Annotated in this window: 19 protein-coding genes; 9 read left to right on the top strand and 10 right to left on the bottom strand. The window is 72.6% G+C overall.

Annotated elements, in window-relative coordinates:
* Positions 1–127 precede the first annotated feature (127 nt).
* Together OG310_RS20505 and OG310_RS20510 are read right to left on the bottom strand one after the other, a co-directional pair.
* Positions 128–3,094, bottom strand: a complete 2,967-nt coding sequence (locus OG310_RS20505; protein ID WP_329457329.1) for an AfsR/SARP family transcriptional regulator — start codon at positions 3,092–3,094, stop codon at positions 128–130.
* A gap of 339 nt (positions 3,095–3,433) precedes the next feature.
* A complete protein-coding gene (locus OG310_RS20510) occupies positions 3,434–4,840 on the bottom strand; it encodes an alkaline phosphatase family protein (RefSeq protein WP_329460281.1) in 1,407 nt (468 codons plus the stop codon).
* Between the two features lie 603 nt (positions 4,841–5,443).
* Here OG310_RS20510 and OG310_RS20515 point away from each other — a divergent pair.
* On the top strand, positions 5,444–6,337 hold the full coding sequence (locus OG310_RS20515; RefSeq protein ID WP_329457330.1) for a L,D-transpeptidase family protein: 894 nt from the start codon (positions 5,444–5,446) through the stop codon (positions 6,335–6,337).
* Positions 6,338–6,395: 58 nt separating this feature from the next.
* Here OG310_RS20515 and OG310_RS20520 read toward each other — a convergent pair whose 3' ends face one another.
* Together OG310_RS20520 and OG310_RS20525 are read right to left on the bottom strand one after the other, a co-directional pair.
* Positions 6,396–6,800, bottom strand: a complete 405-nt coding sequence (locus OG310_RS20520) for a signal peptidase I (RefSeq protein ID WP_329460282.1) — start codon at positions 6,798–6,800, stop codon at positions 6,396–6,398.
* A 320-nt stretch (positions 6,801–7,120) separates the two neighbouring features.
* Positions 7,121–7,408, bottom strand: a complete 288-nt coding sequence (locus OG310_RS20525; protein WP_329457331.1) for a hypothetical protein — start codon at positions 7,406–7,408, stop codon at positions 7,121–7,123.
* 123 nt (positions 7,409–7,531) lie between these two features.
* Between OG310_RS20525 and OG310_RS20530 the strand changes: the two genes are divergently transcribed.
* The 3 genes from OG310_RS20530 to OG310_RS20540 are packed head-to-tail and all read left to right on the top strand — an operon-like array spanning position 7,532 to position 8,720.
* Positions 7,532–8,353: a helix-turn-helix domain-containing protein gene (locus tag OG310_RS20530; RefSeq protein ID WP_329457332.1), complete on the top strand. Its 822-nt coding sequence runs from the start codon at positions 7,532–7,534 to the stop codon at positions 8,351–8,353.
* Positions 8,350–8,553 (top strand): DUF397 domain-containing protein, encoded by a 204-nt coding sequence (locus OG310_RS20535; RefSeq protein WP_329457333.1) that lies wholly within the window; start codon positions 8,350–8,352, stop codon positions 8,551–8,553. Before OG310_RS20530 ends, OG310_RS20535 begins: the two co-directional genes overlap by 4 nt.
* Positions 8,553–8,720, top strand: a complete 168-nt coding sequence (locus tag OG310_RS20540; RefSeq protein ID WP_329457334.1) for a DUF397 domain-containing protein — start codon at positions 8,553–8,555, stop codon at positions 8,718–8,720. The genes OG310_RS20535 and OG310_RS20540 overlap by 1 nt, the downstream gene beginning before the upstream one ends.
* Before the next feature lie 300 nt (positions 8,721–9,020).
* On the opposite strand, the gene OG310_RS20545 is transcribed toward OG310_RS20540, so the two are convergent.
* Together OG310_RS20545 and OG310_RS20550 are read right to left on the bottom strand one after the other, a co-directional pair.
* Entirely contained in the window at positions 9,021–9,569 is a 549-nt protein-coding gene (locus OG310_RS20545; protein ID WP_329457335.1) for a hypothetical protein, read from the bottom strand.
* Between the two features lie 126 nt (positions 9,570–9,695).
* Positions 9,696–11,225: a CehA/McbA family metallohydrolase gene (locus tag OG310_RS20550; RefSeq protein ID WP_443078702.1), complete on the bottom strand. Its 1,530-nt coding sequence runs from the start codon at positions 11,223–11,225 to the stop codon at positions 9,696–9,698.
* Positions 11,226–11,665: 440 nt separating this feature from the next.
* On the opposite strand from OG310_RS20550, the gene OG310_RS20555 reads away from it, so the two are divergent.
* From OG310_RS20555 to OG310_RS20570, 4 genes are all read left to right on the top strand, one after another.
* Complete coding sequence (locus tag OG310_RS20555) at positions 11,666–14,266, top strand: bifunctional FO biosynthesis protein CofGH (protein WP_329457337.1); 2,601 nt, start codon at positions 11,666–11,668, stop codon at positions 14,264–14,266.
* Between the two features lie 227 nt (positions 14,267–14,493).
* A complete protein-coding gene (locus tag OG310_RS20560) occupies positions 14,494–15,582 on the top strand; it encodes an ADP-ribosylglycohydrolase family protein (protein ID WP_329457338.1) in 1,089 nt (362 codons plus the stop codon).
* Positions 15,583–15,842: 260 nt separating this feature from the next.
* Positions 15,843–16,262 (top strand): YciI family protein, encoded by a 420-nt coding sequence (locus OG310_RS20565; protein ID WP_329457339.1) that lies wholly within the window; start codon positions 15,843–15,845, stop codon positions 16,260–16,262.
* On the top strand, positions 16,235–17,578 hold the full coding sequence (locus tag OG310_RS20570) for an RNA polymerase sigma factor (protein WP_329460283.1): 1,344 nt from the start codon (positions 16,235–16,237) through the stop codon (positions 17,576–17,578). The genes OG310_RS20565 and OG310_RS20570 overlap by 28 nt, the downstream gene beginning before the upstream one ends.
* Positions 17,579–17,760: 182 nt before the next feature.
* Here OG310_RS20570 and OG310_RS20575 read toward each other — a convergent pair whose 3' ends face one another.
* The 4 genes from OG310_RS20575 to OG310_RS20590 all read right to left on the bottom strand — a co-directional run bounded on the left by OG310_RS20575 (position 17,761) and on the right by OG310_RS20590 (position 22,577).
* Entirely contained in the window at positions 17,761–19,374 is a 1,614-nt protein-coding gene (locus tag OG310_RS20575) for a sodium:solute symporter family protein (protein WP_329457340.1), read from the bottom strand.
* Between the two features lie 595 nt (positions 19,375–19,969).
* Complete coding sequence (locus OG310_RS20580) at positions 19,970–20,179, bottom strand: DUF397 domain-containing protein (RefSeq protein WP_329457341.1); 210 nt, start codon at positions 20,177–20,179, stop codon at positions 19,970–19,972.
* Positions 20,180–20,374: 195 nt separating this feature from the next.
* Positions 20,375–21,235, bottom strand: a complete 861-nt coding sequence (locus OG310_RS20585; protein ID WP_329457342.1) for a helix-turn-helix domain-containing protein — start codon at positions 21,233–21,235, stop codon at positions 20,375–20,377.
* Between the two features lie 592 nt (positions 21,236–21,827).
* Positions 21,828–22,577, bottom strand: coding sequence for a GOLPH3/VPS74 family protein (locus tag OG310_RS20590; protein WP_329457343.1), 750 nt, complete (start codon positions 22,575–22,577; stop codon positions 21,828–21,830).
* A 209-nt stretch (positions 22,578–22,786) separates the two neighbouring features.
* Between OG310_RS20590 and OG310_RS20595 the strand changes: the two genes are divergently transcribed.
* A complete protein-coding gene (locus tag OG310_RS20595) occupies positions 22,787–25,564 on the top strand; it encodes a D-alanyl-D-alanine carboxypeptidase family protein (protein WP_329457344.1) in 2,778 nt (925 codons plus the stop codon).
* Positions 25,565–25,613: the final 49 nt, after the last annotated feature.

A 25,613-nucleotide genomic window follows, 5' to 3' on the forward strand; every position in this document is an offset into this window, starting at 1 on the left:
GTGCCGTGCCGAGCGAGCGCCTGTGACCATCCGTCCTTCCCCCGTGCGACGGACTGTCGTTGCGTTGAGCATGCCAGGGGGCGTTAAACGTTCGATGAACGACCCCGTTCGCGGCGTCCGCGCGGGGTCAGGAGGCCAGCGGGACGAGGAGTACCCGTACCTCGGCGGCCTCGTCGGCGCCCGCGGCGTCGTAGATCTCGAAGGCCTCCTGCCAGCAGGCCCGCGCGCGCACCGGCTGGCCGAGCGAGTCGAGCGACTTGCCCAGCGTCGTCAGGATGTTGGCCCGCATCCACTCGCCGCCCATGGAGCCCACGGTGAGTGCCTGCTCGGCGAACCGGGCGGCCTGCGCGGGCCGCCCCGCGGCCAGGTGCACCTGCCCGATCCGGTAGTACGTGGTGCCCTGCCACAGGCGCTGGCGGTTCTCCTCGAAGACCTGGACCGCCTGGCTGAACTGGTCGAGCGCCGCCGGGTGACGGCCCGCGTGGAAGTACGCGATGCCCAGTGCGAAACGGGCGTTGGCGAGCCGCAGTGTCAGCCCGAGGGCGTCGTAGATCTCCATGCCCTGCTGCACCAGCTCTATCGCGGGCGCGATCCTGCCCATCGCGACGAGCGCGCGGGACAGGTTGCACAGGGCGCTGGCTTCCCCGGGCCGGTTGCCGTCGGCGGCGAACGCCGCCGTCGCGCTGCGGAAGTACCGCTCGCTGTCCGCGTACCGGCCCTGGCAGTGCGCGATGATGCCGCGTTCGTTGGTAGCGCTGCAGTTGGTCCACACGTCGGCCACCGCGTCGCCGAGTGCCATCGCGCGCTCGGCCTCGTACTCTGCCTCGTCGAAGTGCCCGGTCGTGCTGTAAACCTGCGCGAGCGCGGTCCGTGCCCTGCCCTCGGCGCGGGCGTCCGCCGCGGCCTCCGCGGCGTCGCGTGCGGCGAGGGCGGCCGACTCATACGCGCGGGAGTCCGTGCCCGACTCGGCCAGGTCCTCCGCCGCGAGCAGCAGGTCGACCGCCCGCCGCAGCAGGTCGGGCGCCGTCAGGGACTGCTGGACGCAGGCCAGGATGGGCGCGGCCTCCGCGTAGAGCCAGTCGAGCGCCGCGGCGCGGGTGGTGAAGGACAGGCCCGTGCTGCGGGTGGTCTCCAGGTGCGCGACGGTGCGGTCGCCGGGGCGTTCCATGCCGTACACGCGGGACGCCGTCGCCAGGTAGAAGTCGAGGAGGCGGTCCAGTGCCTCCCCGCGCCGGGCCGGGGGCCGCTCGTCGCGTTCCGCGCACGCACGCGCGTAGAGCCGTACGAGGTCGTGGAAGCGGTAGCGGCCGGGCGCGGCCGACTCCAGGAGGGAGGTGTCCACGAGCGATTCGAGGACGTCCTCCGTGGCCTCGACCGGCAGGTCCAGTACGGCGGCGGCGGCGGGCAGCGAGATGTCGGGCCCGTCGGCGAGCCCCAACAGCCGGAACGCGCGCGCCTGCACGGGCTCCAGCTGGCCGTAACCCAGCTCGAAGGTGGCCTTCACGGCGAGGTCGCCCGCCTGGAGCTCGTCCAGTCTGCGCCGCTCGTCGGCGAGCTTGGAGGCGAGCACGGACACCGTCCAGGTACGCCGTGCGGCCAGCCGGGACGCGGCGATACGGATCGCCAGGGGCAGGAACCCGCAGGCGGCGACGACGTCGAGGGCGGCCTCGCGCTCGGACCGCACCCGCTCCGCGCCGACGATCTTGGTGAAGAGGGCGAGGGCCTCGTCCGGCGACATCACGTCCAGGTCCACGAGGTGCGCCCCGGCGAGGTCCACCATCCGGGTCCGGCCGGTGACCAGCGCGGCGCAGCCGGGTGTGCCCGGCAGCAGGGGCCGCACCTGCGCGGCGTCGCGTGCGTTGTCCAGCACGACCAGGACGCGGCGCCCGTCGAGTGTGGAGCGGTACAGCGCCGACCGCTCCTCCAGCGTGTCCGGGACGGCCCGGTCGGGGGTGCCCAGCGCCCGCAGGAACGAGGCGAGCACCGTCTCGGGTTCGGCGGCTGAGGCCGAGGACCCCTGAAGGTCCACGTAGAGCTGCCCGTCGGGGAAGTGCGGGCGGGCCGCGTGCGCCACGTGCACGGCGAGGGTCGTCTTGCCGACGCCGCCGATGCCCGCGAGGGCCGATACCGCCATCACCGACCCCGAACCCTCCGACAGGGACAGCAGTTCGCCCAGCTCGGCCACGAACGCCGCACGGCCGGTGAAGTCGGGTACGGTCGCGGGCAGTTGCGCGGGGCGTGGCGCCGCGAGGTCGGGGACCGCCTCCAGGGCGGGGCGTGCCAGTTCCTCGTCCGCGTTGAGGATGGAGTGCTGCAGCTCCGTCAGTTCGGAGCGCGGGTCGACGCCCAGCTCCTCGGCGAGCAGCCGCCGGGTGTCGGTGTAGACGGCGAGCGCCTCCGCTTGCCGCCCGCTGCGGTACAGGGCGAGCATCAGCAGTTCGCGCAGCCGCTCGCGCAGCGGGTGCGTGGCGGTCAGCGCGGTCAGCTCGGACACGGCCTCCGCGTGGCAGCCGAGCTCCAGGTCGAGGTCGAGCCGCGTCTCGACGAGGCCGAGCCGCCACTCGCCGAGTCGGGCGCGCTGCGTCTCGGCGAACGGGCCCGGCAGGTGGGCGAGCGGTTCGCCGTCCCACAGTCCGAGCGACTGCTCCAGCAGGGTGCGGGCCGCGCGGCGGTCGCCCGTGGAGCGCGCCTTCTCGGCCTTGGCGGCGAGGTCGTGGGCGACCTGCAGGTCGAGGGCGCCCGCCGGGGTGCGCATGGCGTAGCCGCCGGCCTCGCTGACGAGCGCGCCGGGACCGAGGATCTTGCGCAGGCGGGAGGCGTACGTACGGATCGCTGCGAGCGCACGTGCCGGTGGCTCGTCGCCCCACAGGGCGTCGATGAGTTCCGCCGCCGTGGCCGTACGGCCCTCGCGCAGCAGCAGTGCGGCGAGCATGGCCCGCTGTTGCGGTGAACCGGGCGGCAGGGTCTCGCCGTCGCTCCATGTCCGGACCGGACCGAGCACGCTGAAGCGCAGGCGGCGGCTGTCGTCCAGCCCCGCTTCCCGCTTCTCCGGAACCCGCTGTTCCGGTACGCGTGGCCCGTGGTCACGGTCCATGGCTCTCCCTTGCCCCCCGGCTGGCGGTATCACTGCTCCACCAGTCTGCCTTGTCCCGGGCGGGCGCGTCAGCCACGGGTGGCGGTCTGCACAAGGCCTCGACAGGTTTCGGGCGCGGCCTCCTTGACGTCCGGTCAGCGAGGGGTCGCGGAGACGTCCGAGGTCTGCCGCGGCCGGGGGAGGCGTGCACTTGGCCCGGGGTTGATGCCGGGCGGCGGGGCGGGTCGGGAGGGGCGACGGAGGGAAAGCGAGGCGCGGAGATGTCCGCGGGGCGGGTGGCACGGGCGGGGCGCCCGGCGGCTGCTGATCTCCCCCGGGCGCCCCTGTGACTCGGAAGGGTCAGGAGATGTGCGGCCGGGTGCCCGGCTCCTGCCGCGGCACGCGCTGGCCTGCGGTCGGCGGCTTCGGCAGCGGGAACTGGCTCCCCTGGTACTGCGCGAGGTTGAAGGCCGCGTTGGTGTCCGGCAGCGCCGGCGCCTTCTTCGTCGCGTCGCTGAATCGGAAGGCGGACGTCAGGTCACCGGTCTTCCGGCGGCGCCAGGCCGAGATGTTGGACTCGCGCACGCCGGTGATCTGCTCCAGGAAACGGATCTGCGAGGTGTGGTCGAAGACCTCGGAGCTGACCCAGCCGCCCGCGGTCCACGGCGAGACGATGATCGCGGGGACCCGGAAGCCGAGACCGACCGGCAGGCCGCCACCGTCCACGCCGGTCGGCGAGGTCCTGGTGACGAACTCGTCGGCCGTGCCGGCCTTCGGAGTCGGCGGGACGACGTGGTCGAACATGCCGTCGTTCTCGTCGTACGACAGGATGAACACGGTCTTCGCCCACACGTCCGGGTTGGACGCGATCGCGTCGATGACGCTGGAGACGAACTGCGCGCCGGCGGCGGGTGTGCGCGCGGGGTGCTCGTCGTTGGCGGCGGGCGGCATCAGCCAGCTGACCGTCGGCAGCCTGTCGTTGAGGCAGTCGTACTCGAACTGGCCGATGGGGGAGGGCGCCAGCGTCTGCTGGTAGAGCGGCGAGTCGGGGGACAGGCCCTGGAACTGCTTCATCTTCTGGTAGACGGCGAGCCCCGTGACGCTGCCGGGCCCGTGGTACCACTTGAAGCTGACGCCCGCGTCGAAGAGGCGCTCCGCGTACGTCGTCCACCCGTAGACGTCGTTCGCCGCGTTGTTGTCGAGCGCGGGGCCGCCCGCGGTGCCGTTCGGGTCGATGGTGCCCGTCATCCACATGTACCGGTTGGGATGGGTGGGGCCCATGACCGAGCAGTGGTAGTTGTCGCAGAGGGTGAACGCGTCGGCGAGCGCGTACTGGAACGGGATGTCCTCACGGGTGAAGTACCCCATGGTGAAGGGGCCTTTGCTGTCACCGTCGGACGCGCGGTGCGCCGGCAGCCAGTTGTCCATGGCGCCGCCGTTCCACGCCTGGTGCTGCACGTCCCACGCGTGGCTCATCGACGGGATGACCTGGCCGGCGGTGGTCCGGGTGTCCAGCCGGTACGGCAGGAGCTTGCCGGTGGGGCTCGACGGGTCGGGCTGCTCGAAGACCGAGTCGCCGTTCGGGAGCCGGACGGCCTTCGGGTCGTCGAAGCCGCGCACGCCGGACAGTGTGCCGAAGTAGTGGTCGAAGCTGCGGTTCTCCTGCATCAGGAGTACGACGTGCTCGATGTCCTTCAGCGATCCCCGCCGGGCGGCGGCGGACGGCGTCGCGGCCAGGGCCTTGCGGACGTTGGAGGGCAAGGCCATGTCGGTGGCGGCGAGCGCCCCGACGGCGGCGGCGGACCCGAACAGCCTGCGGCGGGTCAGGCCGGACCGCCCGGCGGGGGCGGGAGTACCGGGACGTTCGGGTGCGGCGGCGGTGCCGGGTGTGTCGGATCTGTCGGGACGGTCTTCCGGGGCGTCGTTCACCGGGGTCCTCTCGGAGTTGGTCACGCTGGCTCCGACACCGTCGCGCCGCGAGATGGCCGGTGGTGCTGCTGGGCAAGTGGCCACCGTTTGAACAGTGGTTGAAGGTGTCTACCGGTGACGGCCCGTCGCCCGGGACGGTCGCTACGGCCGCCACCGTCGTGCCCCGTGTGCCCCCCGACACCCCCGGCGCCCGGTTACGAGCAGCGGCGCGCGATGCCCCGGTGGCCCGGGGTCCGGCGCGTTCCACAGGTCCGTCCGGGGCCGCCGGAGGCGCGCGCGGCGCTCGTGACGTAGGGGAGGGGGACCCGGTACGGCCAGGAGGGTGAGCCTGCGGCAACCACCGCGCGGGCGGCCCGCCCGGCGGGTAGCAGAAACGGTTGACGTGGTGTGAGGGACCATCCCCCGCCCGGCGTAACAGCCCGGACTACCGAAGGTGAGCTCATGCCCGTACGCCTCGTGCGCCCCGCGCGACGATCCCCGGCCCCGCGTCGCCCAGGACGCGCCGCCCGCCCGCTGGCCGCCGTCCTGGCCGTCGCCGTGCTCAGCGGCCTGTGCGGCTGCGGAAGCGGCGGCCACGCGTCCGCCGGACACCGGGCGGGAGCGGTGGGGGCGGCCTCGGCCGCCGCGGGACCGACCGAGGACCAGGCCGACAAGCGGCCCGGCGCCGCCCCGCTCGCGGCCCCCGCCGCCGGTGAACCGGCCGCCCGGGTCGCGTCGGGCCCCCTGGAGGCGGGCGGCTCCCTGGTGCGCCGGCAACTCCCGGACCTCGGCCCCGCGACGCTCGCCGAGATCCCGGCGAACGCGCTCCAGGTCGTGGTCGTGACGGGCCGGGACGCCGACTCGCCGAGGTCGCGGCTCGTCGCGTACCGGCACACGGAGGCGGGCTGGGTCACGGACGGCGGCTGGAAGGCGCGCAACGCCCGCGACGGCTGGACCAAGGAGCACTACGACGACGACCTGCGCTCCCCGATCGGCGTCTACGGCCTGACCGACGCGGGCGGCCGGATGCCCGACCCGGGCACCCGGCTGCCGTACGACGAGTCGCCGGACTTCGCCACCGGGGGCAGGGGATTCGAAGGGGAGTCCCTGGCCCACTCCTTCGACTACGTCGTGGCCATCAACTACAACCGCGTCCGGGGCGTCTCGCCGCTCGACAAGGAGCGCCCGTGGGGCGAGGCGAGAGGCGGCGGCATCTGGTTCCACGTCGACCACGGCGGCCCCACGCACGGCTGCGTGAGCATGTCGGAGGACCACATCAAGGAGCTCCTGCGCATCCTCGACCCGGAGCTGCACCCGGTGGTCGTGATGGGCGACGGGGCGTCACTGGCGCGGTAAGCGGCGGCGGGGGCCTTCCCGGTACGGCGCACCGCCCCCGTTTCGCCGCGCGGCCCGTTCAGCGCCCGGCCGGATCCCGGACGGCGTAGCCGGGCACCGACGGCCAGCGGACCGTCAGGACCACCGACTCCTCCTGCGCGTACCAGGAGTGGTCCGTGCCCCGGCCCCACACCACGTAGTCGCCCTGCCGGTCCAGCAGCACCGTGCGGTCCGGCAGCTCCACCCGGAAACGGCCGCTGATGAGCACGAGCAGCGCGGTACGCTCCTCACCCCTCACCCACCGCGCCCTGCGGTCCCCGCGCGGATGAACGCCCCACTTGATCTCGACGTCCTCGCTGTGACGCGGGTCGGCGGAGTCCTTGAAGTGCCCGAGGATCCAGCCATGGTCCAAAGGGGCGTCCACGCCCGCGTTCCCGACGTGGACGGCCGCAGGGGCGGGCGGGACGGGCGGGGTGACGGGCACGGGCGGGGCCGAGGGTGCGGTGGCCGTGGGGCCGGAGCGGGTGTCGGAGCAGGGGTTGTCGGGGTCGTCAGGGTCGGAGATCACGGGACGCGACGCTAACAAGACGCGGGCGCGGCCCCGCGCACACCCGCCTCCCCCGGCGAACCTCGCCTCCGGGGCAGGCCGCCGCCGCACGGACGGGGACCTTCCTCCCGGGGGGCAGGCCGCCCTCGCACCGGATACGGACCAGCCTCTCCGGGGGGCAGGCGGCCCTCGCACCGGATACGGACCAGCCTCTCCGGGGGGCAGGCGGCCCTCGCACCGGATGCGGACCCGTCGGCTCAGGTGCCCCCTCGGCTGCTGCGCCGGTTGCGCTCCGCGACCTTCGTACGCAACGCGTCGTAGTCGGGACACTTCGGCGAACCGCACTCGCACTTCGGCCAGCGCAGCGCCTTCCCAGGGACCACGTCCTCCCACGCGTCCCCCGGCCCGTCCGCGTCCAGGGCCTCCTGGGGCAGGTCCGCCGCCCGCCCGGGCATCTCCTCGTCCTTGTGGACGATGAGGACCCCGTCCTTCCCCATCGTTTCGGTCAGTTCCGTGAGGACGCGTCGCGCCTTGCTCTGTGTCATCGACCTGGTGGCCCTTCGCCATCGACTGATTACCGACTGTGCTCCAAGCATCGGCATTCGTCGCTACGCTCAAAAGGGGGGACCGGTTGACTTCATGACCCATCAACGGGAGAGGTGTCTCTCATGCCCTATGCGGAGGATCTGGATCCGTCCGATTCCGTACTGTCGTTCTACGTAACGGACTTACGCAGAAGGCGCGAGGCCGCCGGAATCACCCAGCGGGACTTCGCCAGGACGGCCCTGATGGCCCCGTCGCTCCTCAACAAGATCGAGGCGGCACAGCGGCTGCCGACCAAGGAACTGTCCGCGTTGGCCGACGAGAAGTTCGGCACAGGCGACCACTTCCGCCGCCTGTGGCCGCTGGTCATCAAGTACGCGTACCCGAAGTGGTTCCGGCCGTACGTGGAGCTGGAGGCGGCGGCGACGATCATCCGGTCGTTCGAGGTACAGACAGTGCCTGGACTTCTTCAGACCGAGGAGTACGGCAGAGAGGTACTCGCAGCCGGGCGCACAAATCGCGACGAAATCGAAGAGCTGCTGAACGGGCGTATGGGGCGGCAGGCGATTCTCGACCGCCCAAAGCCGCCTGAGCTGTGGATTGTCATCGATGAGACCGTGATTCTGCGGCGACCGGGCTGTGTTGACAACATGGCTGGTCAACTTCAGCGGCTGCTTGACGTGTCGGGCATTCCCAACATCGTCATCCAGGTCCTGCCGTTCGACGTGGGAGGACATGCGGGCGTCGACGGACCGTTCACAACGCTGACGATGGATGAGGGGCCGAACGTCGTCTATGTGGACGGCTTTCTCAAAGGCCAGATTCTGGCCGAACCGGACGACGTCAGGACGGCGGAGCGAGCCTATGATCTGCTCACGGCAGAAGCCCTCTCGATCAGCCGCTCCGTCGATCTGATCGCCAAAGCGTTGAAGGAACTGACACCATGACTCCCGCGAAGAGCCTGTCCGACGTGGTGTGGGGTACGTCGAGTTACAGCGGCAACAACGGCGGCAATTGCGTCGAGGTCGGCTCCGGTCTGCCGGATGTCGTGCCCGTCCGGGATTCGAAGCGTCGCGAGGGCCCTGTCCTGCTGCTGTCCGCTTCTGCCTGGTCGGAGTTCGTGGGGTTCGCGGTCCGGGAGGGTTGATGGTCCTCTGGCGTACGTCGAGTTACAGCGGCAACAACGGCGGCGACTGCGTCGAGGTCGGCTCCGGTCTGCCCGGCGTCGTGCCCGTCCGGGATTCGAAGCGTCCCGGCGGGCCCGTCGTCACCGTTCCCCTGGCCGCCTGGGCTCGGTTCGTGCGTCAGTTCTGAGGCGCGGGGTCCTCGCCGACGCCGATGGACGCCCGCTCCTGGTGGGCCCGGTATTCCTGGCGCGCTTCGTGCACTCGGTGAAGTACTCGAACATGCCGTTCCCGCCGGAGGGAGCACCGACAGCGAAGAGCACGGCACCCCCGGGCGGGATGTGCCGTGCTCGGTGTCCGGGTTCCGTGCCCGGCGTCGTATCGGTGCGGTGCGGTGCGGTGCGGTGTCGTGCCTGCCGCGTCCGTCCGGTGCGCTGCCGTGCCTGGGACGTACGTGCCGCGGTGTGACCCGGTCGTACGTACCCGTGCCTCAGACGAGCGCCCCGGCCGTCGGCGCCACTACCGACGCCTGCTCGCTGCGGCGGGCGCGGAGGGAGACGCGGCGGCCCCGGACGACGATGGTGCCGAGCCGGAAGACGACCTCGCCGAAGGCCATAAGGATCAGGGCCACGACCCAGGCCTGGCCGCTGGTGATGTCGTGCGCGGCGGAGAAGTGCCCGACATGGGCCGCGCCGGAGGGGTGCGAGGACCACACGGCGAAGCCCAGCCGGAAGCCCATGCTGACCACCCACAGCGCGGCGGCGCTCACGGTGGCCCTGATCCGGACGTGTCCGTCCGCGTGGCGGACGCGGGTGAGCAGGCCGCCGACGAGGCCGAGGACGGCTCCGGTCGAGGCGAAGACGGCGATCAGTGTGAGGTCGTTGCCCGCGGTGGGAATCGAGTGCAGGTACTGGCTGGCGGCCCAGCCGATGATGGCCAGCGGCAGCAGGACCGTCCGCACGCTGAGGCGTTCCTCGCGCATCTGGCGGAAGACGATGAGGACGAGGGCGATGTCGATGATCCAGTCGGAGAGCGTCATGTTTTCGAGCATCCCCTCGGGGGCTCCGGATGCCTTCAACCCCCGGGTGGAAGATCGGGTGGATATCCGCTCTCCACCCGGCCCGAGAGCCGCTCTCCACCCGGCTCGCGGGCCCGTGCACGGCGGTCAGTCCGCTGCTTCCCCGGTGTCCAGGAAGACGGGGTTGGTGAACGCCGCGACCGCGCCCGGCAGCCCGCCGCCCTGCCCGGACGCCGGGTGGCGGACCTCGGCCCGTACGTAGCTCGCGTGGCGCGGTGTCGTTGTCCACTCCACGACGGCGGAGCCCGGCGCGGGGATCGGCGCCGGCGCGGTGAACAGCGTCCCCTGGTCGGTCACGAACCGCACGGTGCAGCCGGGCGCGCCCGTGACCTCCAGGCGTACGGTCACCTCGTCGTCGGGCCGCACGCCGGTCAGCCGCTCCCCGATGCCCGCCTGCCGGCCCCGGCCCCCGGACACCGTGAAGGCGAGCGCGACCTTGGAGGACTCGGCGACGTAGCTGTGGCCGGCGCGCAGCCCGGCGAGGATCGCCGTGCGGCTCAACTCGTCGGCCAGCACCACCGTCTGGGGTTCGCCGATGACGTCGGGGTCGCGGTGCGCGTCGCTGTTGCCCAGGGCGGGTGTCCAGGCGCGGCCCGAACCCCCTGACTCGATCAGGCTGTTGTCCCAGGCGGCGAGGGAGACCTCGTCGTCCGGGGTCCAGGGGCCGTTCCACACCTCGACGGCGTCGGCGTCCGCGAAGCCGTACTTCCAGGCGCACCCGACGCAGGTCTGGTGCGGGTGGGCGGGCACGACGAGGCCGCCGGCCGCGCGGACCGCCCGGGCGTAGTGGCCGAAGCGCCGGTCACGGGCGCGGTAGCGCCAGTCCACGAACGTGCCGGGGTCGGGGGAGAGCGCGAGGACGTGCCCGTTGCGGGTGGTGACCTCCTCGCCGACGAGGATCAGCAGGTCGTCGCCCCACAGGCCGTCCCACGCGCGGTGCGCCGAGGTGGTGTTGTGGTCACTGCTGTGGAGGAAGTCCAGTCCGGCGGCGCGGGCCAGCGCCGCGATCCGGGCGGGGGTGCGCGTGCCGTCGGAGTGCACCGAGTGCAGGTGGCAGTCGCCCCGGTACCAGGCGGGTCCGCGCCCCGCGACCCGGCCCTTCGCACGCTCCGGCGGGTACACCGGCCGGGGTTCGGGGGCCTGGTCGCCGTACGTGAGGGTGATCGTCACCTCGTACGCCAGGCCTTGTGGCGCGACGGTGTACGGGCCGAGTGCGACGTGCCAGGTGCCGGGGCGCACGGGGCCCGTGAGGTAGCCGGGAGTGGCGTCGCCGGACCGTACGAAGAACTCGGTGCGCGCGCCACCGGACCAGCCCCGGAAGCCCGCGCCGCCGAGCGCGGTGCCGCGCTCGTCGAAGAGGCCGATGTCGAGGGCGTTGCCCTGGGTGCCGACGGGCACGGCGGGCCTGTCGTACGTGTACGCGACGTGGACCTCGTTGACGCCGTGCGGCACCTGGAAGGGCAGGTACACGACGTCGGGGGAGCCGGTGGGGAGGGTGCCGGTGACGGTCTCGCGCACGCGGCGGCCGGCGGCGCCGGAGCCTCCCGCGCCGCCGCTGCCGGGGGTTCCGGGGGTGCCGGACGGGCCGGCGGCCGATGCGTCGTTGGCGAAGGTCACGGTGGACACGGTAGGCGCGGCGGCGGCGCCGGTCACCAGGACACCGCGCCGGACGGTGCGGCGGACCCGGACGGGGCGGCGGACGCCGGGCACAGGCGACGGGCGAGGGCTCTCGGCCCGGGCCGTACGGGCGTGGCCGCGTGTCAGGCACCGTCGGGCCGGTGTCCGCGCGTCACGTCGGGCCAGTTTCCGTGCGGCACCTTCGGGCACCGGCGGGCCGGTGTCCGTGCAGCGCCTTCAGGCCCCGTCGGGCCCGCGTTCCGTGCGGCGGGCGGTGACGCGCGGGTTGCGCCCCGGGGGCGGACACATGACAGGTGGCCGGCCGGACCGGGGCCGCCTCCCGCCGTCAAGGGCCGGGGGCCTTGACCACGCTGACCTCGGGTGCCGTGCCGGAATCACCGCGTCCGGAGGGTGCTTCCACTCCTACGTATGCTCGAAGGATGACTACGTACGTGCCTGACGGGTCAGGGGCCGCCGGCCGGCCCACCACCAACTCCATGCGCCGTGCCCTCAAACGTGCCCGCGACGGCGTCGCCCTCGACGCCGGCGAGGCGGCCGTGCTGCTCCAGGCACGCGGGGACGACCTCATCGACCTCTCCGCCTCCGCCGCCCGGGTCCGGGACGCGGGACTCGAAGCGGCCGGGCGCGCCGGGATCATCACGTACTCCCGCAAGGTCTTCATCCCCCTCACCCGCCTGTGCCGTGACAAATGCCACTACTGCACCTTCGTGACCGTGCCCGGCAAGTTGCGGCGCGAGGGCCACGGGATGTTCCTCTCGCCGGACGAGGTCCTCGCGATCGCCCGCGAGGGCGCCGCGCTCGGCTGCAAGGAAGCGCTGTTCACCCTCGGCGACCGGCCGGAGGCCCGGTGGCCCGAGGCACGCGAATGGCTGGAGGCCGAGGGCTACGACGACACCCTCGCCTACGTGCGGGCCATGGCGATCCGGGTGCTGGAGGAGACCGGGCTGCTGCCGCACCTCAACCCGGGCGTCATGTCCTGGACGGACCTGCAGCGGCTCAAGCCGGTCGCGCCCTCGATGGGCATGATGCTGGAGACCACCGCGACCCGCCTGTGGTCCGAGCCGGGCGGCCCGCACCACGGCTCCCCGGACAAGGAGCCCGCCGTGCGGCTGCGGGTCCTTGAGGACGCGGGGCGCTCCAACGTGCCGTTCACGACCGGTGTGCTCATCGGCATCGGGGAGTCGTACGAGGAGCGTGCGGACGCGCTGTTCGAGCTGCGCCGCACGGCCCGCGCCTACCACGGCATCCAGGAAGTCATCGTGCAGAACTTCCGCGCCAAGCCGGACACGGCGATGCGCGGCATGCCGGACGCGGAACTGGGGGAGTTGGCCGCCGCGATCGCCGTGGCCCGGCACATCCTCGGCCCGTCCGCGCGCATCCAGGCCCCGCCGAACCTCGTCGACGCCGAGTACGCGCTGCTGATCGGCGCGGGCATCGACGACTGGGGCGGGGTGTCGCCGCTCACCCCCGACCACGTCAACCCGGAGCGGCCCTGGCCGCACATCGACGAACTCGCCGCGAAGACCGCCGAGTCCGGGTTCGAGCTGCGTGAACGCCTCACCATCTACCCGGAGTTCATCCAGCGGGGCGAGCCGTGGCTCGACCCCAGGCTGCTCCCGCACGTCACCGCGCTCGCCGACCCCGAGACCGGGCTCGCGCGCGAGGACGTCAAGCCGGTGGGGCTGCCCTGGCAGGAGCCGGACGAGGCGTTCACCTCCACCGGCCGCACCGACCTGCACCGCACCATCGACAGCGAGGGACGTACGGGCGACCGCCGCGACGACTTCGACGTCGTGTACGGGGACTGGGAGGCGCTGCGCGAGGCCGCCGCGCCCGGCATGGTGCCGCAGCGCATCGACGGCGACGTGCGGGAGGCCCTCGGCCAGGCCGCCGACGACCCGACGAAGCTCACCGACGACCAGGCCCTGGCCCTCTTCCACGCGGACGGGCCGGCGCTCGACTCGCTCACCCGTATCGCGGACGAGCTGCGGCGGGACGTGGTCGGCGACGACGTCACGTACATCGTCACCCGCAACATCAACTTCACCAACGTCTGCTACACCGGCTGCCGCTTCTGTGCCTTCGCGCAGCGCCGCACCGACGCCGACGCGTACACCCTCTCCCTCTCGCAGGTCGCGGACCGCGCGGAACAGGCGTGGGAGGTCGGGGCGGTGGAGGTGTGCATGCAGGGCGGCATCCACCCGGACCTGCCCGGCACCGCCTACTTCGACATCGCGCGGGCCGTGAAGGAACGCGTGCCCGGCATGCACGTGCACGCGTTCTCGCCGATGGAGGTCGTCAACGGCGCGACCCGCACCGGGATGTCGATCCGCGAATGGCTGAGCGCCGCGAAGGAGGCGGGGCTCGGTTCGATCCCCGGCACGGCGGCGGAGATCCTGGACGACGAGGTCCGCTGGATCCTCACCAAGGGCAAACTGCCGACGGCGACCTGGATCGAGGTCGTCAAGACGGCGCACGAGCTCGGCATCCGGTCCTCCTCCACCATGATGTACGGGCATGTCGACCAGCCCCGCCACTGGCTGGGCCACCTGCGCACCCTCGCGGGCATCCAGCAGGAGACCGGTGGCTTCACGGAGTTCGTGACGCTGCCCTTCATCCACACCAACGCGCCCGTGTACCTGGCCGGCATCGCCCGCCCGGGCCCCACCGACCGGGACAACCGGGCCGTGACGGCGATGGCGCGGCTGCTGCTGCACCCGTACATCCCCAACATCCAGACGAGCTGGGTGAAACTCGGCGCGGAGGGCGCGGCGGAGATGCTCCGCTCCGGTGCGAACGACCTCGGCGGGACGCTGATGGAGGAGACCATCTCCCGGATGGCGGGGTCGAGTTACGGCTCGTACCGGTCCGTTCAGGACCTGCGGGCCATCGCGGAGGCGGCGGGACGGCCGTCCCGCCCGCGCACCACGCTGTACGGGGAGGTGCCCGAGGAGCGCGTGCGCGCGGCGTCGGTCTCGGACGGGCACCTGCCGGAGCTGCTGCCGCTGGTCTCCGACTGAGGCCGGAGCTGCTGCTGCCGCTGGTCCCCGACTGAGGCCGGGGCCGGTGGCCGCACGGCGTCGATTCGGAGCAACTCGTCCCGTTCCGGGGTGAGTTGGGGTACGCGTCCGGCGACGTGAGCGCCGCTTGCCCGGGCGCGGCGGCGTGCACGACGGTAGGTTTCGCATCGCCGGGGCCGGGAGCGGCCCCGGCGGATCGACGGCTACCTGAGTGTGGGGAGTGACGAGTGAGCACGCTGTGGGGCCGGGCCGAGCAGCTGGACTTCCGCAGCCGTGTGCGCGGATGCCTGCTCGGCGGCGGTATCGGCGACGCACTGGGCGCCGGTGCGTCCGGCGCCGTGCCGGAGCCGGGATCGCTGCCGGAGGAGGTCGACCTCGTACCGGCGTACGGCAGACGCGGCGCGGTCACCTGGGCGACGCAGCTGACGCTGTTCACGGCCGACGGCCTGATACGCGCGCAGATCAGCCGCGACCGCGGCCACTGGCACCCGCCGACCGACGTCCACCGGGCCTGCCTGCGGTGGTACGCCACCCAGCGCGACTGGGGCCCCGACGAGCGGCGCGCCGACAACGGCTGGCTCGCGATGGAGGAATGGCTCTACGCGCGCCGCGACCCGGCACTGCCGCTGCTGCTGGGCCTCGGTGACGAGGTGATGGGCACCCGCGCCGAGCCGAAGAACCCGCGGGCTGCCGACCCCGGTGCGGTGCTGCGGTCGGCCCCGTTCGGGCTGCTGGTGGGGTGGGAACCCGAGCTGGTGGGCCTGCTCGCGGCCGAGTGCGCGGTGCACACCCACGGACATCCGGCGGCCTGCCTGTCGGCGTCGGCGTACGCGGTCATCGTGCACGGGCTGGCCCGGCGCGCGCCGCTGGAGGCGGCGGTGGGGGCGGCGCTGAAGCTCCTGGCGGCGGAACCCGGCCACGAGCCCGTCACCGCGGCGCTCACCGAGGCACTGCAGAGCGTCCGCGCGGGCGTGCCCGACGTGCACCGGGTGGCGGCTCTGGGCGCCCCCGGCGGCGCGGAGAACGCCCTGGCGGTGGCCGTCTACTGCGCGCTGGTCGCGGAGGACCTGCGGCACGGCCTGTCCCTGGCGACGGCGGGCCCCACGGCCCGCGCGGCGGCACCGCTGTGCGGCGCGCTGCTCGGCACCTGGCACGGTGAGACGGCGCTGCCTCCGCTGTGGCTCGCGGAACTGGAGGGCCGGGGAACGCTGCTGGAGCTGGCCGACGACTTCGCCATGGAACTCACCCAGTCACAGGCGCTGCACGGCGGCGGCTCCCACGAGGCGGCGTGGCTGCGGCGCTATCCGTGCGGGTGACGGCGCCCGAGCCGGGTCGCCCGCGTCCCGGTCCTGACGGCCGGCCCGGCCCGCGTCCCGAGTCACCCGCCGTACAGCGGATCCGCGAGCGGACCCGGCGAACGTATCCGGCGAGCGGACCCGGCGCGGGCACGAGAGTGACGGCGGAAACTGGAATCCCGCATCTTCTCCGGTTGCCGTGTCGATCCCTGGCGGCGCCGTTCGACCTGGGGTAGAGAGGGCCGAGAGCCGGCCCGAGCGCAGAGGGGAACGAAGCCCAGATGGCGAAGTACATGCTGATCATGCGGGGGACGGACGAGTCCGTCGCGAAGATGATGGAGACACCGTTCGAGCAGATGCTCGAAACCGTAGGCCGCTTCAACGACGAACTGATCCAGGCGGGCGTGCTCCTGGCAGCCGAGGGGCTGGATGATCCCGGCCAGGGCGTGGTCGTCGACTACAGCGGGGAGGCGCCCGTGGTGACGGACGGTCCCTACGGCGAGACGAAGGAGCTGTTCGGCGGCTTCTACCTGATCGACGTGGCGTCGAAGGAGGAGGCCGTGGAGTGGGCGAAGCGGATGCCGTCGATCGCCGGGTCGAAGTGCGAGATCCGGCGGGTGCCGGGGATCGAGGAGTTCCCGCAGGACAACGAGTGGATCGTGAAGGAACGGGCCTGGCGGGAGCGGACGGGCCAGCTCTGACGGGCACGGCCGCCGGGGGCCCGCCGGACGCCGTCGGGGCGTCGCGGCGGGCCGTCGAGGCGGTGTGGCGGATCGAGTCCGCCCGGATCGTGGCGGCTCTGGCGCGCTACACCGGGGACTTCGAGCTGGCCGAGGACGTCGCACAGGAGGCGCTCGCGGAGGCGCTGACCGCGTGGGCACGCGACGGCACCCCGGCGAGCCCGGTGGGCTGGCTGCTGGCGGCCGGCCGGCGGCGGGCCGTCGACAGCTTCCGGCGCCGCTCGGCCCGGGACGAGCGGTACGCGCTGCTGGCGTCCCCGCTCGTCGAGGGCGAGACGAGTTCGGGCGGGGTGGAGCCGCCCGACCGGGCGGACGACCTGCTCTGGGACCCGGACCGGGTCGACGACGACGTCCTCGCGCTGATGTTCATCGCGTGCCATCCGGTGCTCGCGCCACCGGCACGCGTGGCGCTGACACTGCGGGCGGTCGGCGGACTGACGAGCGAGGAGATCGCGCGGGCGTTCCTGGTTCCCGTGGCGACCGTCCAGGCGCGGATCACCCGGGCGAAGAAGACGATCGCCGCGGCGGGGGTGCCGTTCGAACTGCCACCGGCGCGCGAGCGCCGCGAGCGGCTCGGCGGTGTCCTGAGCGTGCTCTACGTGATCTTCACCGAGGGCTCGACGGCGACGTCCGGGGAGTCCCTGCTGCGGACCGGCCTGGCCTATGAGGCGGTCCGGCTGGTCCGCATGCTGGCCGCGTCGCTGCCGGACGAGCCGGAGGTCCACGGACTGCTCGCGCTGTGCGAACTCACATCCGCGCGGTTCCCCGCGCGGACGGGTCCGCAGGGCGAGGCGGTGCTGCTGGAGGACCAGGACCGCCGGCTGTGGGACCGGTCCGCGGTCCGCCGCGGCCTGGCCGCGCTCGGCCGGGCCCGGGCGCTCGGGCGCGGCCTCGGCCCCTACGGGCTGCAATCCGCGATCGCCGCCTGCCATGCCGCCGCGCCCTCCGTCGCGGACACCGACTGGGACCGTGTCGTGCTCCTCTACGAGGCACTGGGACGCGTCGCCCCCTCACCCGTCGTGGAGCTGAACCGGGCGGTCGCCGTCGCGATGGGCCAGGGCCCGGGCGCCGCGCTGGCTCTGGTGGACGACCTGGTCGCCTCCGGCCGCCTGTCGGGCTCGCATCTCCTGCCGACCGTGCGGGGCGAACTGCTGGCACGTCTGGGCCGCACCGCCGAGGCCCGGGCGGAACTGGAGCTCGCCGCACGGCTGTGCCGCAACACGCAGGAGCGGGCGGTGCTGCTGCGCAAGGCAGCCGCGCTGCCGCGCGAACCGTAGGACCGGCACACGAGGGTGAAGTCCCGGGGTACCCGGCCGTCCCGGCGGCCGGGTACCCCGCCGGTGCAGCCGACGGGCATCGCGGCACCGTGCGGGCCCGGCGGCGAGGGGACGACGCACACCCCGCACGGCACAGGACCCCCGGGCCCTTGCGGCCGCGGGGGTCCTGGCGCCACCGGGTGTCAGGACCGCGGCTCGGACTCCTTGGGGTCGTCCGTACCCGTACCCGCACCGGCACCCGCGACCGCGTCCTTGGCCGGCTGCTGCGGAGGCACCACCGCGGCGCCCGCCGCGCCCGGTTCGGGACCGTCCTCGTTGATCTTCGCCAGCAGCTCGTCCAGGCCCGGTGTCTCCTGCGGCTTGAGGAAACCGAGGCCGATGTAGAGGACCAGCGAGACCGCGCACGGCACGGACACCTGGTACTCCAGGCCGACGCCGCCCTCGACCGCCCAGTTGATCGGGTAGTTGACCAGCCAGAACGCGATCAGGCCGGCCGCCCAGCTGGTGATCGCCGCGAACGAGCCGGAACGGCGGAACGGGCGCAGCATGCCGAGCATGAACGGGATCGCGATCGGGCCCATCAGACCGGCCACCCACTTGATCACGACGGTGATGATGTCCTTGAACGTCGGCGAGTTGACCTGTGTGGCCACCGCCATCGACAGCGCCAGGAACGCGATCGTCGACAGGCGCGCCGCGATCAGGGCGCTCCGCGTGGACCAGGTACGGGCCGACTTCGACAGGACGGGCGCCAGGTCGCGGGTGAAGACGGCGGAGATGGCGTTCGCGTCACCCGAGGCCATCGCCATGGTGTGCGAGAAGAAGCCGACGACGACGAGGCCCAGCAGGCCGTGCGGGATGAGCTGTTCGGTCAGCAGGGCGTACGAGTCCGACGCGTCGGGCTTCACGGCGTGCACCAGCAGCGGCGCGCACCACATGGGGAAGAACAGCACCAGCGGCCAGATCAGCCACAGCGACGCCGACAGCGTCGCGGAGCGGCTCGCGTCCCTCGGTGTGCGCGTCGCCATGTAGCGCTGCGCCTGGTTCCACATGCCGCCGTTGTACTCGAAGGTCTTGATGAACAGGAACGCCACCAGGAAGATCCCGGTGTACGGGCCCGCCGTCGGGTTCCCGTGGCCCGACGGCAGCTTGTCCCACACCGTCCACAGGGTGCTGAACCCGCTGAGCTTCGCCATCACGGCCACCAGCATCGTGATGCCCGCGACGAACTGGATGGCGAACTGGCCCAGTTCGGTCAGCGCGTCGGCCCACAGCCCGCCGACGGTGCAGTAGAGCGCCGTGATCGCGCCGGTGATCAGGATGCCCTGGGTAAGGCTGAGGCCGGTGAACACCGACAGCAGGGTCGCGATCGCCGCCCACTTGGACGCGACATCCACGATCTTCAGCAACAGGCCCGACCAGGCCAGCAGTTGCTGCGTCTTCACGTCGTAGCGGTCCTTCAGGTACTCCAGCGGCGACGCCACGTGGAGCCGCGAGCGCAGCCGGTTCAGCCGCGGTGCGAACAGCTTGATGCCGATCGCGACACCCACCGCGATCGGGAAGGACCACGTCCAGAAGGACGTGACGCCGTAGGTGTAGGCGATGCCCGCGTACCCGGTGAACATCACCGCGCTGTAGCCGGACATGTGGTGCGAGATGCCCGAGAGCCACCACGGCATCCTGCCGCCGGCGGTGAAGAAGTCACGCACATCGCCGACGCGTTTGTGCGACCACACACCGATCGCGATCATCACACCGAAGTATGCGATGAGCACGACCCAGTCGAGGCTGTTCATATGCCCCCTCCAGGGGTCCGCCTTGTGAACGTCCAGTGCTCTCTGCCGGAAGCTCGGCGGGTATCGGCGCGCGGTGGCCGATGACGCGTACGGGCCCTGCACCCCTGCGGGAAGGGGGACTTCGGGGGATTGAACCGTCCGGCGCGGGGGGTGGTCAAGGCCTCTCGCGGTCAGGAATGTGAACCAGAGTCAGGAAACCGAACGATTTTACTATCCCTTGACTTGGTAAAGAGTTGTCGTGCTCGTGACCGCCACCACACCATGGGTGAGCTCTCTGTCGGGCTCATGCCACGCAACTACCGCTGCGGGTACGGAAAACGGCCGAGCGGGATGCGGGTCCCGGGCGGTCGAGGAGGGGGAAGGCGTACGACGACGAGGAATGCGGGAGGGACGCCCGCTGCCGGCAGGACGCGCGGGGCGGAGTGTGCTCCGGGCCCCGCGGCGCGCCCTCGGGCGCCGCGGGCGGGCGCTGCCCGCGTGGTGCCGCGCGGGGGGATGTGCGCCGGACCGTTGTGCCGCGCGGGTACGGCCGAGCCCCCTCGGCCAGGACGGCGGAACCGGTCGAGAGGGCTCTGTCAGTGTCAGTGCGGTCGGGTCAGGCGAGGCCGGGCCCGCCGCCGTTCATCTCGGTCACGAACGACGTCCACGACGTGGGGGAGAAGGCGATCGAGGGCCCCTCGGGGGCCTTCGAGTCCCGGACGTCGACCGACAGGACCTCGGGGGACCTGACTTCGACGCACGCGCCGTTTCCGCCCGAGTAGGAGGACTTCGTCCACGTGTTCGTGGCGCCCTGGAGGATTGCCATGCTTGGTCACTCCGGTTCTGCAAGTGGTGTGCAAACACGCCAACTTTCTGCTGGCAAGATCGACGCTACTCGTCTGACCTGCAGGGCGGGGTGACCGTTCACTCGTTAGAGTGGTATATGCCAGGTGAATGGTCCGATCATCCGGGTATTGGGTGTACTCTCCGTCGGCACATGATCAATACCCCTGTCTGAGCACTACGTGGTCGCGTGGTCCTTCGCGATCGCAGAGATGAAGTCCCTGCTCTGCTCGACGTTGAGGGCCTGGGCACGCAGGTGCTCGTACATCACGCTGTAGCGCTGCACGTCGTTGGCCTTCTCCAGGTACAGGTCGCTCGTCACGCCCTCGATGTACACCACACTGGAATCCGACGCGTCGGGGAACTCCAGTACCGCGTAGTGGCCGCTGATGCCCGGGTGCGCGCCCATCTCGAACGGCAGCACCTGCACGGTGACATGGGGCAGGCGGGACTGCTCGATCAGGTGCTCCAGCTGCTCGCGCATCATCTGGTGGCTGCCCACGACCCGGCGCAGCGCCCCCTCGTCGACGACCGCCCAGAGCCGCAACGGGCTCTCGGCGTCCTTGATCCGGTCCTGGCGTCGCATCCGCACACCGACCCGCTTGTCCACGTCCGTCTTCGCGTACTCCGGCAGCGCGCCCGCGACGAGCGCCTCCGCGTAGTCCCGCGTCTGCAGCAGCCCGGGCACCACCTGCGGCTCGTAGACCCGCAGCGAGGCCGCGTCGGTCTCAAGCCCGATGTAGACGCTGTACGGGATGTCGCCGAAGGCGTGCCACCACCCTTGCTGGCGCGAATCTTTCGCCATCTGCATCAGCGAATCGACGATGCGGCGGTCCTCGACCTCGTACACCCCGCACAGGTCGCGCACATCGCGCTGGCTGATCGAACGCCGCCCGTTCTCCAGCCGGCTGATCTTCGACTGGGAGACGAGCAGGCGCTCCGCGACCTCTTCGGCCGTCATGCCCCGCTGCTCGCGGAGTCTGCGCAACTCCTGGCCCAATCGGCGTCGCCTTACGGTGGGGTTGACGTTGGACGCCACGGGGACTGCACCTCCGGTGAAATGGGGGCCGACGCAGCGGTCGGCAGGGCGCCGAGCGGCCCGCCGGGCTGGGGTAGCTGTACGTATCTACTGCTCAGCAGATTGCCATCGATAGGTCGGACCGCGCTGGAAAACGGGGATACAGGGTCGCTCGGGGCTCGGGCGGGGCACCCGGCGCACACTCCGGCGCGTGCGCCGGTGCCCGTTCGGGCATGTGCGGCCCGGCACGCGCGCGCGGGGCAGTCCGACGGATCGGACTGCCCCGCGCGTGTGTTGCGGCTCCCGGACCGGCTCTGGAGGGTCGGTACGGAGTCACGCAGGCACGCGCGGCGACCGCCCGCGCGGACCGTCGGGACGGATCGCTCCGTCCCCACGCCCGCGCCGCCGGCCACCGACCGTGCCGCACGTGCTCGCTGTGCGTGCCCGGCGTACGCGCCTTGCCGTACGCCGCTGCCCTGCATGCCGTTCATGCCCGCCGCACGCGCCTGTTGGGCCCGCGGCGTTACGAACCCGCCGTGCAGGCACCGCCCGTGCGGGCGGGCCGGACGGGCGCCTCGCGGCGCCGCGCCCGGTCCTGTCGTCTCGCGCGCCCTCAGTGGGCCGGGACGCGGGCCATGCTCCCGCCCCGGCTCGGCTGCGCCGGAACGCCGCCTGGCCGTCCGCCCGCCGCCATGCCGGGTGCCACGGCCCCCTGGGCGGGGTTGCGGCGCGGCTGGACCGCGACGCCGTTCTGCACGTCCATCACGGCGTGCGCGACGAGACCGCCCATCGGGTCGTGCCTGATCAGGTCCCGGAGCCGGGAGCGCGAAGAGCGGCCCTCGTTTCCGGGGTAGAGGTGCTTGCCGAGACCGACCGCGTGGGCCAGTGCGGCGAGCGCCGCGGTCCGCGGGTCCGGCGGTACACCGGTGCGGATCGCACTGTCGAGCCGGGCTTTGATCTCCCGGCTCACCGCCGTTTCCGTCGCCTGGTAGCGCGTCGTCGGCAGCACCCCGCACATCTGTCCCGCCACGGCATGCACCATGCCGCACCGCTCCAGGTGCGAGAGATACGTCTGGCGCAGCCCCAGTCGGGGCCCGCCGATCCAGTGGACAGCCCGAACCGGGCTGCCGCGTCTGCGCAGCAGCTCCAGTGCGGAGTCCAGAGTCGGATCTCCGGTCGGCCGTGGCATCACCACGGCTATACGATCCCCGTCAGGGGCTATCCGGCCTGCCAGCGCCAGCTCCACTAGCTGTGCTCCGGCCAGGCCGAGGTCGAGCGACTGCGGCTGCGCTGTGGTACCCGTGGTCGGGTCCAGAGCGAGCAACAGAAGCTCCTCCGGAATTGTTCTGCGGCTCCTGCCCATCCATGCCTCCCCGCGTGGATGAATGACAGGGTGACCCCTCTCACATTGGTCTGTCGAGAGCGCCTGGGTGCTTTGTATGGGAACCGTTATGTATGTCGTTCTCGTCTAGGACACAGGCGGCGGTCCCGAACAGGAAACTGAGAGACGGTTCGGACAGCGCGGTCGGCGCGCGAAGGCGCCGCACGGCGGAGCGACACGAAGGAGACACGGTGGCGGGCGAGTCCCCCGGCAAGTCGGAACAGCAGAAGTCGTCAGGGGAGACGGGCCCGGACGAACGGGACACGCGCACCGCTGCCCCGGGGGAAGCGGAGGCGGACGGTGCGGGCGTTGCGGAAGCAAACACCGACGCCGGTGCCGCGGCTGATGCCGACGCCGAGACCGATGCCGAAGCGGCCATAACCGGGAGCGGGACTCCGGCGGTGACGCCCGGGGACGCGAAGGACCCCAGGAACCCGAAGGACACCGGGCGCGCCGCGCCGCCGGACGAGGCCCGGGGCGAGGAGCGCGACGAGCGCGCGGAGTCCGCCGCCCCCGAGGCGCGGGAAGCCGATGAGGCCGACGGCGGCGCGAAGCCCGAAGGAGCTCCAGGGACCACGGTGGAGGCCGGGGCCGCGCCCGCAGTCGCAGTCCCAGCAGCGGACACAGACACGGAAGCGGATTCGGACGCGGACACGGCTGTCGCAGGCGAGGCTGTCGCAGGCGAGGCCGGGAAGGCGCGAGAAGGGGCTGGGAAGGCCGCTACGAGCGATAGCGGGAGTGAGGGCCGGGAGCGGACCGCCGGGACCGCCGGGACCGCCGGCGACGCCGCGGACGCCGTCTCCGCCACGCCCGCCTCCGGGAGTGACACCGGGGAAGTGGCCGCCGATGCCACCTCCGAGGACGGGCCAGCCGGCGCCGAAGCCGAGGGCGGGCCCACGGATTCCGGTTCCGACGCCGCATCAGCCGCGGCCACGACCGCCGGCACTGGCGCGGCCACGACCGCCGGCACTGGCGCGGCCACGACCGCGGGCACCGGCGCGGCCACGACCGCCGGTACCGGCGCGGCCACGACCGCGGGCACCGGCGCGGCCACGACCGCCGGTACTGGCACCGGCGCGGTCACCGGAACCGGCACGGGCGCCGGTGCCGAGGACGACGGCGCCTCGGACGGCGGCTCCGAGGGCGACGACAGCGCCTCGGACGGCGGCTCCGAGGGCGACGACGGCTCCGAGCGCGAGGGCGAGGCCGACGGCCCGGCCCCCGGCCCCGGTCGAGGCGCCGTCGGTGGCGTGCCGGCGCAGCCTTCCGGCAAGGATGTGCCCGCCGGGCCCGTCAGGGGCGCCCGTCCGGGCTCCGGTGGCGGTGCCGGTGGCGCCGCGGCCTCCGCCCGTACCCCGGGCTGGGCCAAGGGCGGCGTCGACCAGCCCACCACGGCCATCCGTACGGTCCCGGCGCAGGGCAAGCCGCCCGTCGACCATCCGACCACCGCTCTCAAGCTGCCGGCCCGGCCGCCGCTCAACGGCGGCCCGGGCGCTCCCCCGGCCGCCGGCGGCAGCACGTTCGTCCCGCTCAAGCGGGACGACGCGCCGTCGACGGCGCCGTCGCCCTGGCCGTCGATCCCGACTCCTGCCGCGCCCGGTCCGTCCGGTGCGCCGGGAGCTCCGCGCGCGGCGGGTGCGCCCGGCAGGCCCATCACGCCGGTCATCGACCCGGAGCGCACCACCCAGCAGCCCGTACCGCCCAAGGACCCGCTGGACCTGCTCGCCGAGTTGACGAACACACCGGACACCCCCGTCCGCGTCGTCGCCCGCCGGTTCAAGATCTGGACGCCGCTCGTCCTGCTGCTGGTGATCGTCTACGTCGTCGTGCAGGCCGTGCGGCCGCTGCCGTCGCCGTCGCTCACGATGACCGCCGCCGCCACGTACAGCTTCGAGGGGAAGAGTCCCCGACTGCCGTGGCCCTCCGAGGGGCAGGGCTTCCTGGCCGCGCCCGGTCTCGGCACCATGGACTCGTTCGGCAAGGAGACGCCCGTCCCCGTCGGCAGCGTCGCCAAGCTGATGACCGCGTACCTGGTCCTCAAGGACCACCCGCTGAAGACCGGTCAGAACGGTCCGTCGATCACCGTCGACAAGCTGGCCGAGCAGGAGGGCGGCCTGGACAGCGAGGGCGAGTCGACGCTCAACACCGTCAAGGCGGGCGACAAGCTCACGCTCAAGGACGCGCTGTCCGCGCTGATGGTCCAGTCCGCGAACAACATCGCCCGCCTGCTGGCACGGTGGGACGCGGGCTCCGAGGCCGCCTTCGTCAAGAAGATGAACGCCGAGACGAAGGCGCTCGGCATGGACCACACCACGTACACGGACCCGTCCGGTCTCAAGTCGTCCACGGTGAGCACCGCGAAGGACCAGGTGGTCCTGGGGCAGAAGCTCGTCGGGATCCCGGCGCTGACCGCCATCACCGTCCTGCCGTCGTGGACCGACCCGTCCGGCGAGAGCCACGCCAACTACAACCGGCTCGTCCCGTACAACGGCGCCATCGGCCTGAAGACCGGTACGACCACCGCGGCGGGCGGCAACCTCGTGTTCGCGGCGCACAAGATGGTCGACGGCAAGGACCAGCTCATCGTCGGAGCGGTCTTCGCCCAGCACAAGACGCCGATCATCGACACCGTCAACGCGGTGAGCAAGACCGCGATGATCGCGGCCGAGAACGTGCTGAAGCGCGTCACGGTCGTCCACAAGGGCCAGGTCGTCGGTGAGGTGGACGACGGCCTGGGCGGTACGACGCCCGTCGTCGCCACCGCCGACGCCAAGGCGGTCGGCTGGGGCGGGCTCACCGAGCGGCTGCAACTGTCGGCCGGTTCCGGCGTCCTCCCGCACACGGCGAAGGCCGGCGCCACCGTCGGGACACTGACCGTCGGCAACGGGCTGAGCAGTACGAAGATCCCGGTCGCGCTCCAGAAGGACCTGGTCGAGCCCGGGTTCGGCGCGAAGCTCGCGCACTTCTGAGCCGCGCGCGACCCGTCCTGAGTGCCCCCGGGCCGCCGCGTGCGGCCCG

Origin of the sequence: Streptomyces sp. NBC_01497, assembly GCF_036250695.1 — a bacterium.
Taxonomy (GTDB): domain Bacteria; phylum Actinomycetota; class Actinomycetes; order Streptomycetales; family Streptomycetaceae; genus Streptomyces.

What these genes read in the sequence shown, in the direction of transcription:
- OG310_RS20505 (WP_329457329.1), bottom strand. Translation starts at nt 3,094, where the DNA reads ATGGACCGTGACCACGGGCCACGCGTACCGGAACAGCGGGTTCCGGAG.
- OG310_RS20510 (WP_329460281.1), bottom strand. Translation starts at nt 4,840, where the DNA reads ATGGCCTTGCCCTCCAACGTCCGCAAGGCCCTGGCCGCGACGCCGTCC.
- OG310_RS20515 (WP_329457330.1), top strand. Translation starts at nt 5,444, where the DNA reads ATGCCCGTACGCCTCGTGCGCCCCGCGCGACGATCCCCGGCCCCGCGT.
- OG310_RS20525 (WP_329457331.1), bottom strand. Translation starts at nt 7,408, where the DNA reads ATGACACAGAGCAAGGCGCGACGCGTCCTCACGGAACTGACCGAAACG.
- OG310_RS20530 (WP_329457332.1), top strand. Translation starts at nt 7,532, where the DNA reads ATGCCCTATGCGGAGGATCTGGATCCGTCCGATTCCGTACTGTCGTTC.
- OG310_RS20535 (WP_329457333.1), top strand. Translation starts at nt 8,350, where the DNA reads ATGACTCCCGCGAAGAGCCTGTCCGACGTGGTGTGGGGTACGTCGAGT.
- OG310_RS20540 (WP_329457334.1), top strand. Translation starts at nt 8,553, where the DNA reads ATGGTCCTCTGGCGTACGTCGAGTTACAGCGGCAACAACGGCGGCGAC.
- OG310_RS20545 (WP_329457335.1), bottom strand. Translation starts at nt 9,569, where the DNA reads ATGACGCTCTCCGACTGGATCATCGACATCGCCCTCGTCCTCATCGTC.
- OG310_RS20555 (WP_329457337.1), top strand. Translation starts at nt 11,666, where the DNA reads ATGACTACGTACGTGCCTGACGGGTCAGGGGCCGCCGGCCGGCCCACC.
- OG310_RS20565 (WP_329457339.1), top strand. Translation starts at nt 15,843, where the DNA reads ATGGCGAAGTACATGCTGATCATGCGGGGGACGGACGAGTCCGTCGCG.
- OG310_RS20575 (WP_329457340.1), bottom strand. Translation starts at nt 19,374, where the DNA reads ATGAACAGCCTCGACTGGGTCGTGCTCATCGCATACTTCGGTGTGATG.
- OG310_RS20580 (WP_329457341.1), bottom strand. Translation starts at nt 20,179, where the DNA reads ATGGCAATCCTCCAGGGCGCCACGAACACGTGGACGAAGTCCTCCTAC.
- OG310_RS20590 (WP_329457343.1), bottom strand. Translation starts at nt 22,577, where the DNA reads ATGGGCAGGAGCCGCAGAACAATTCCGGAGGAGCTTCTGTTGCTCGCT.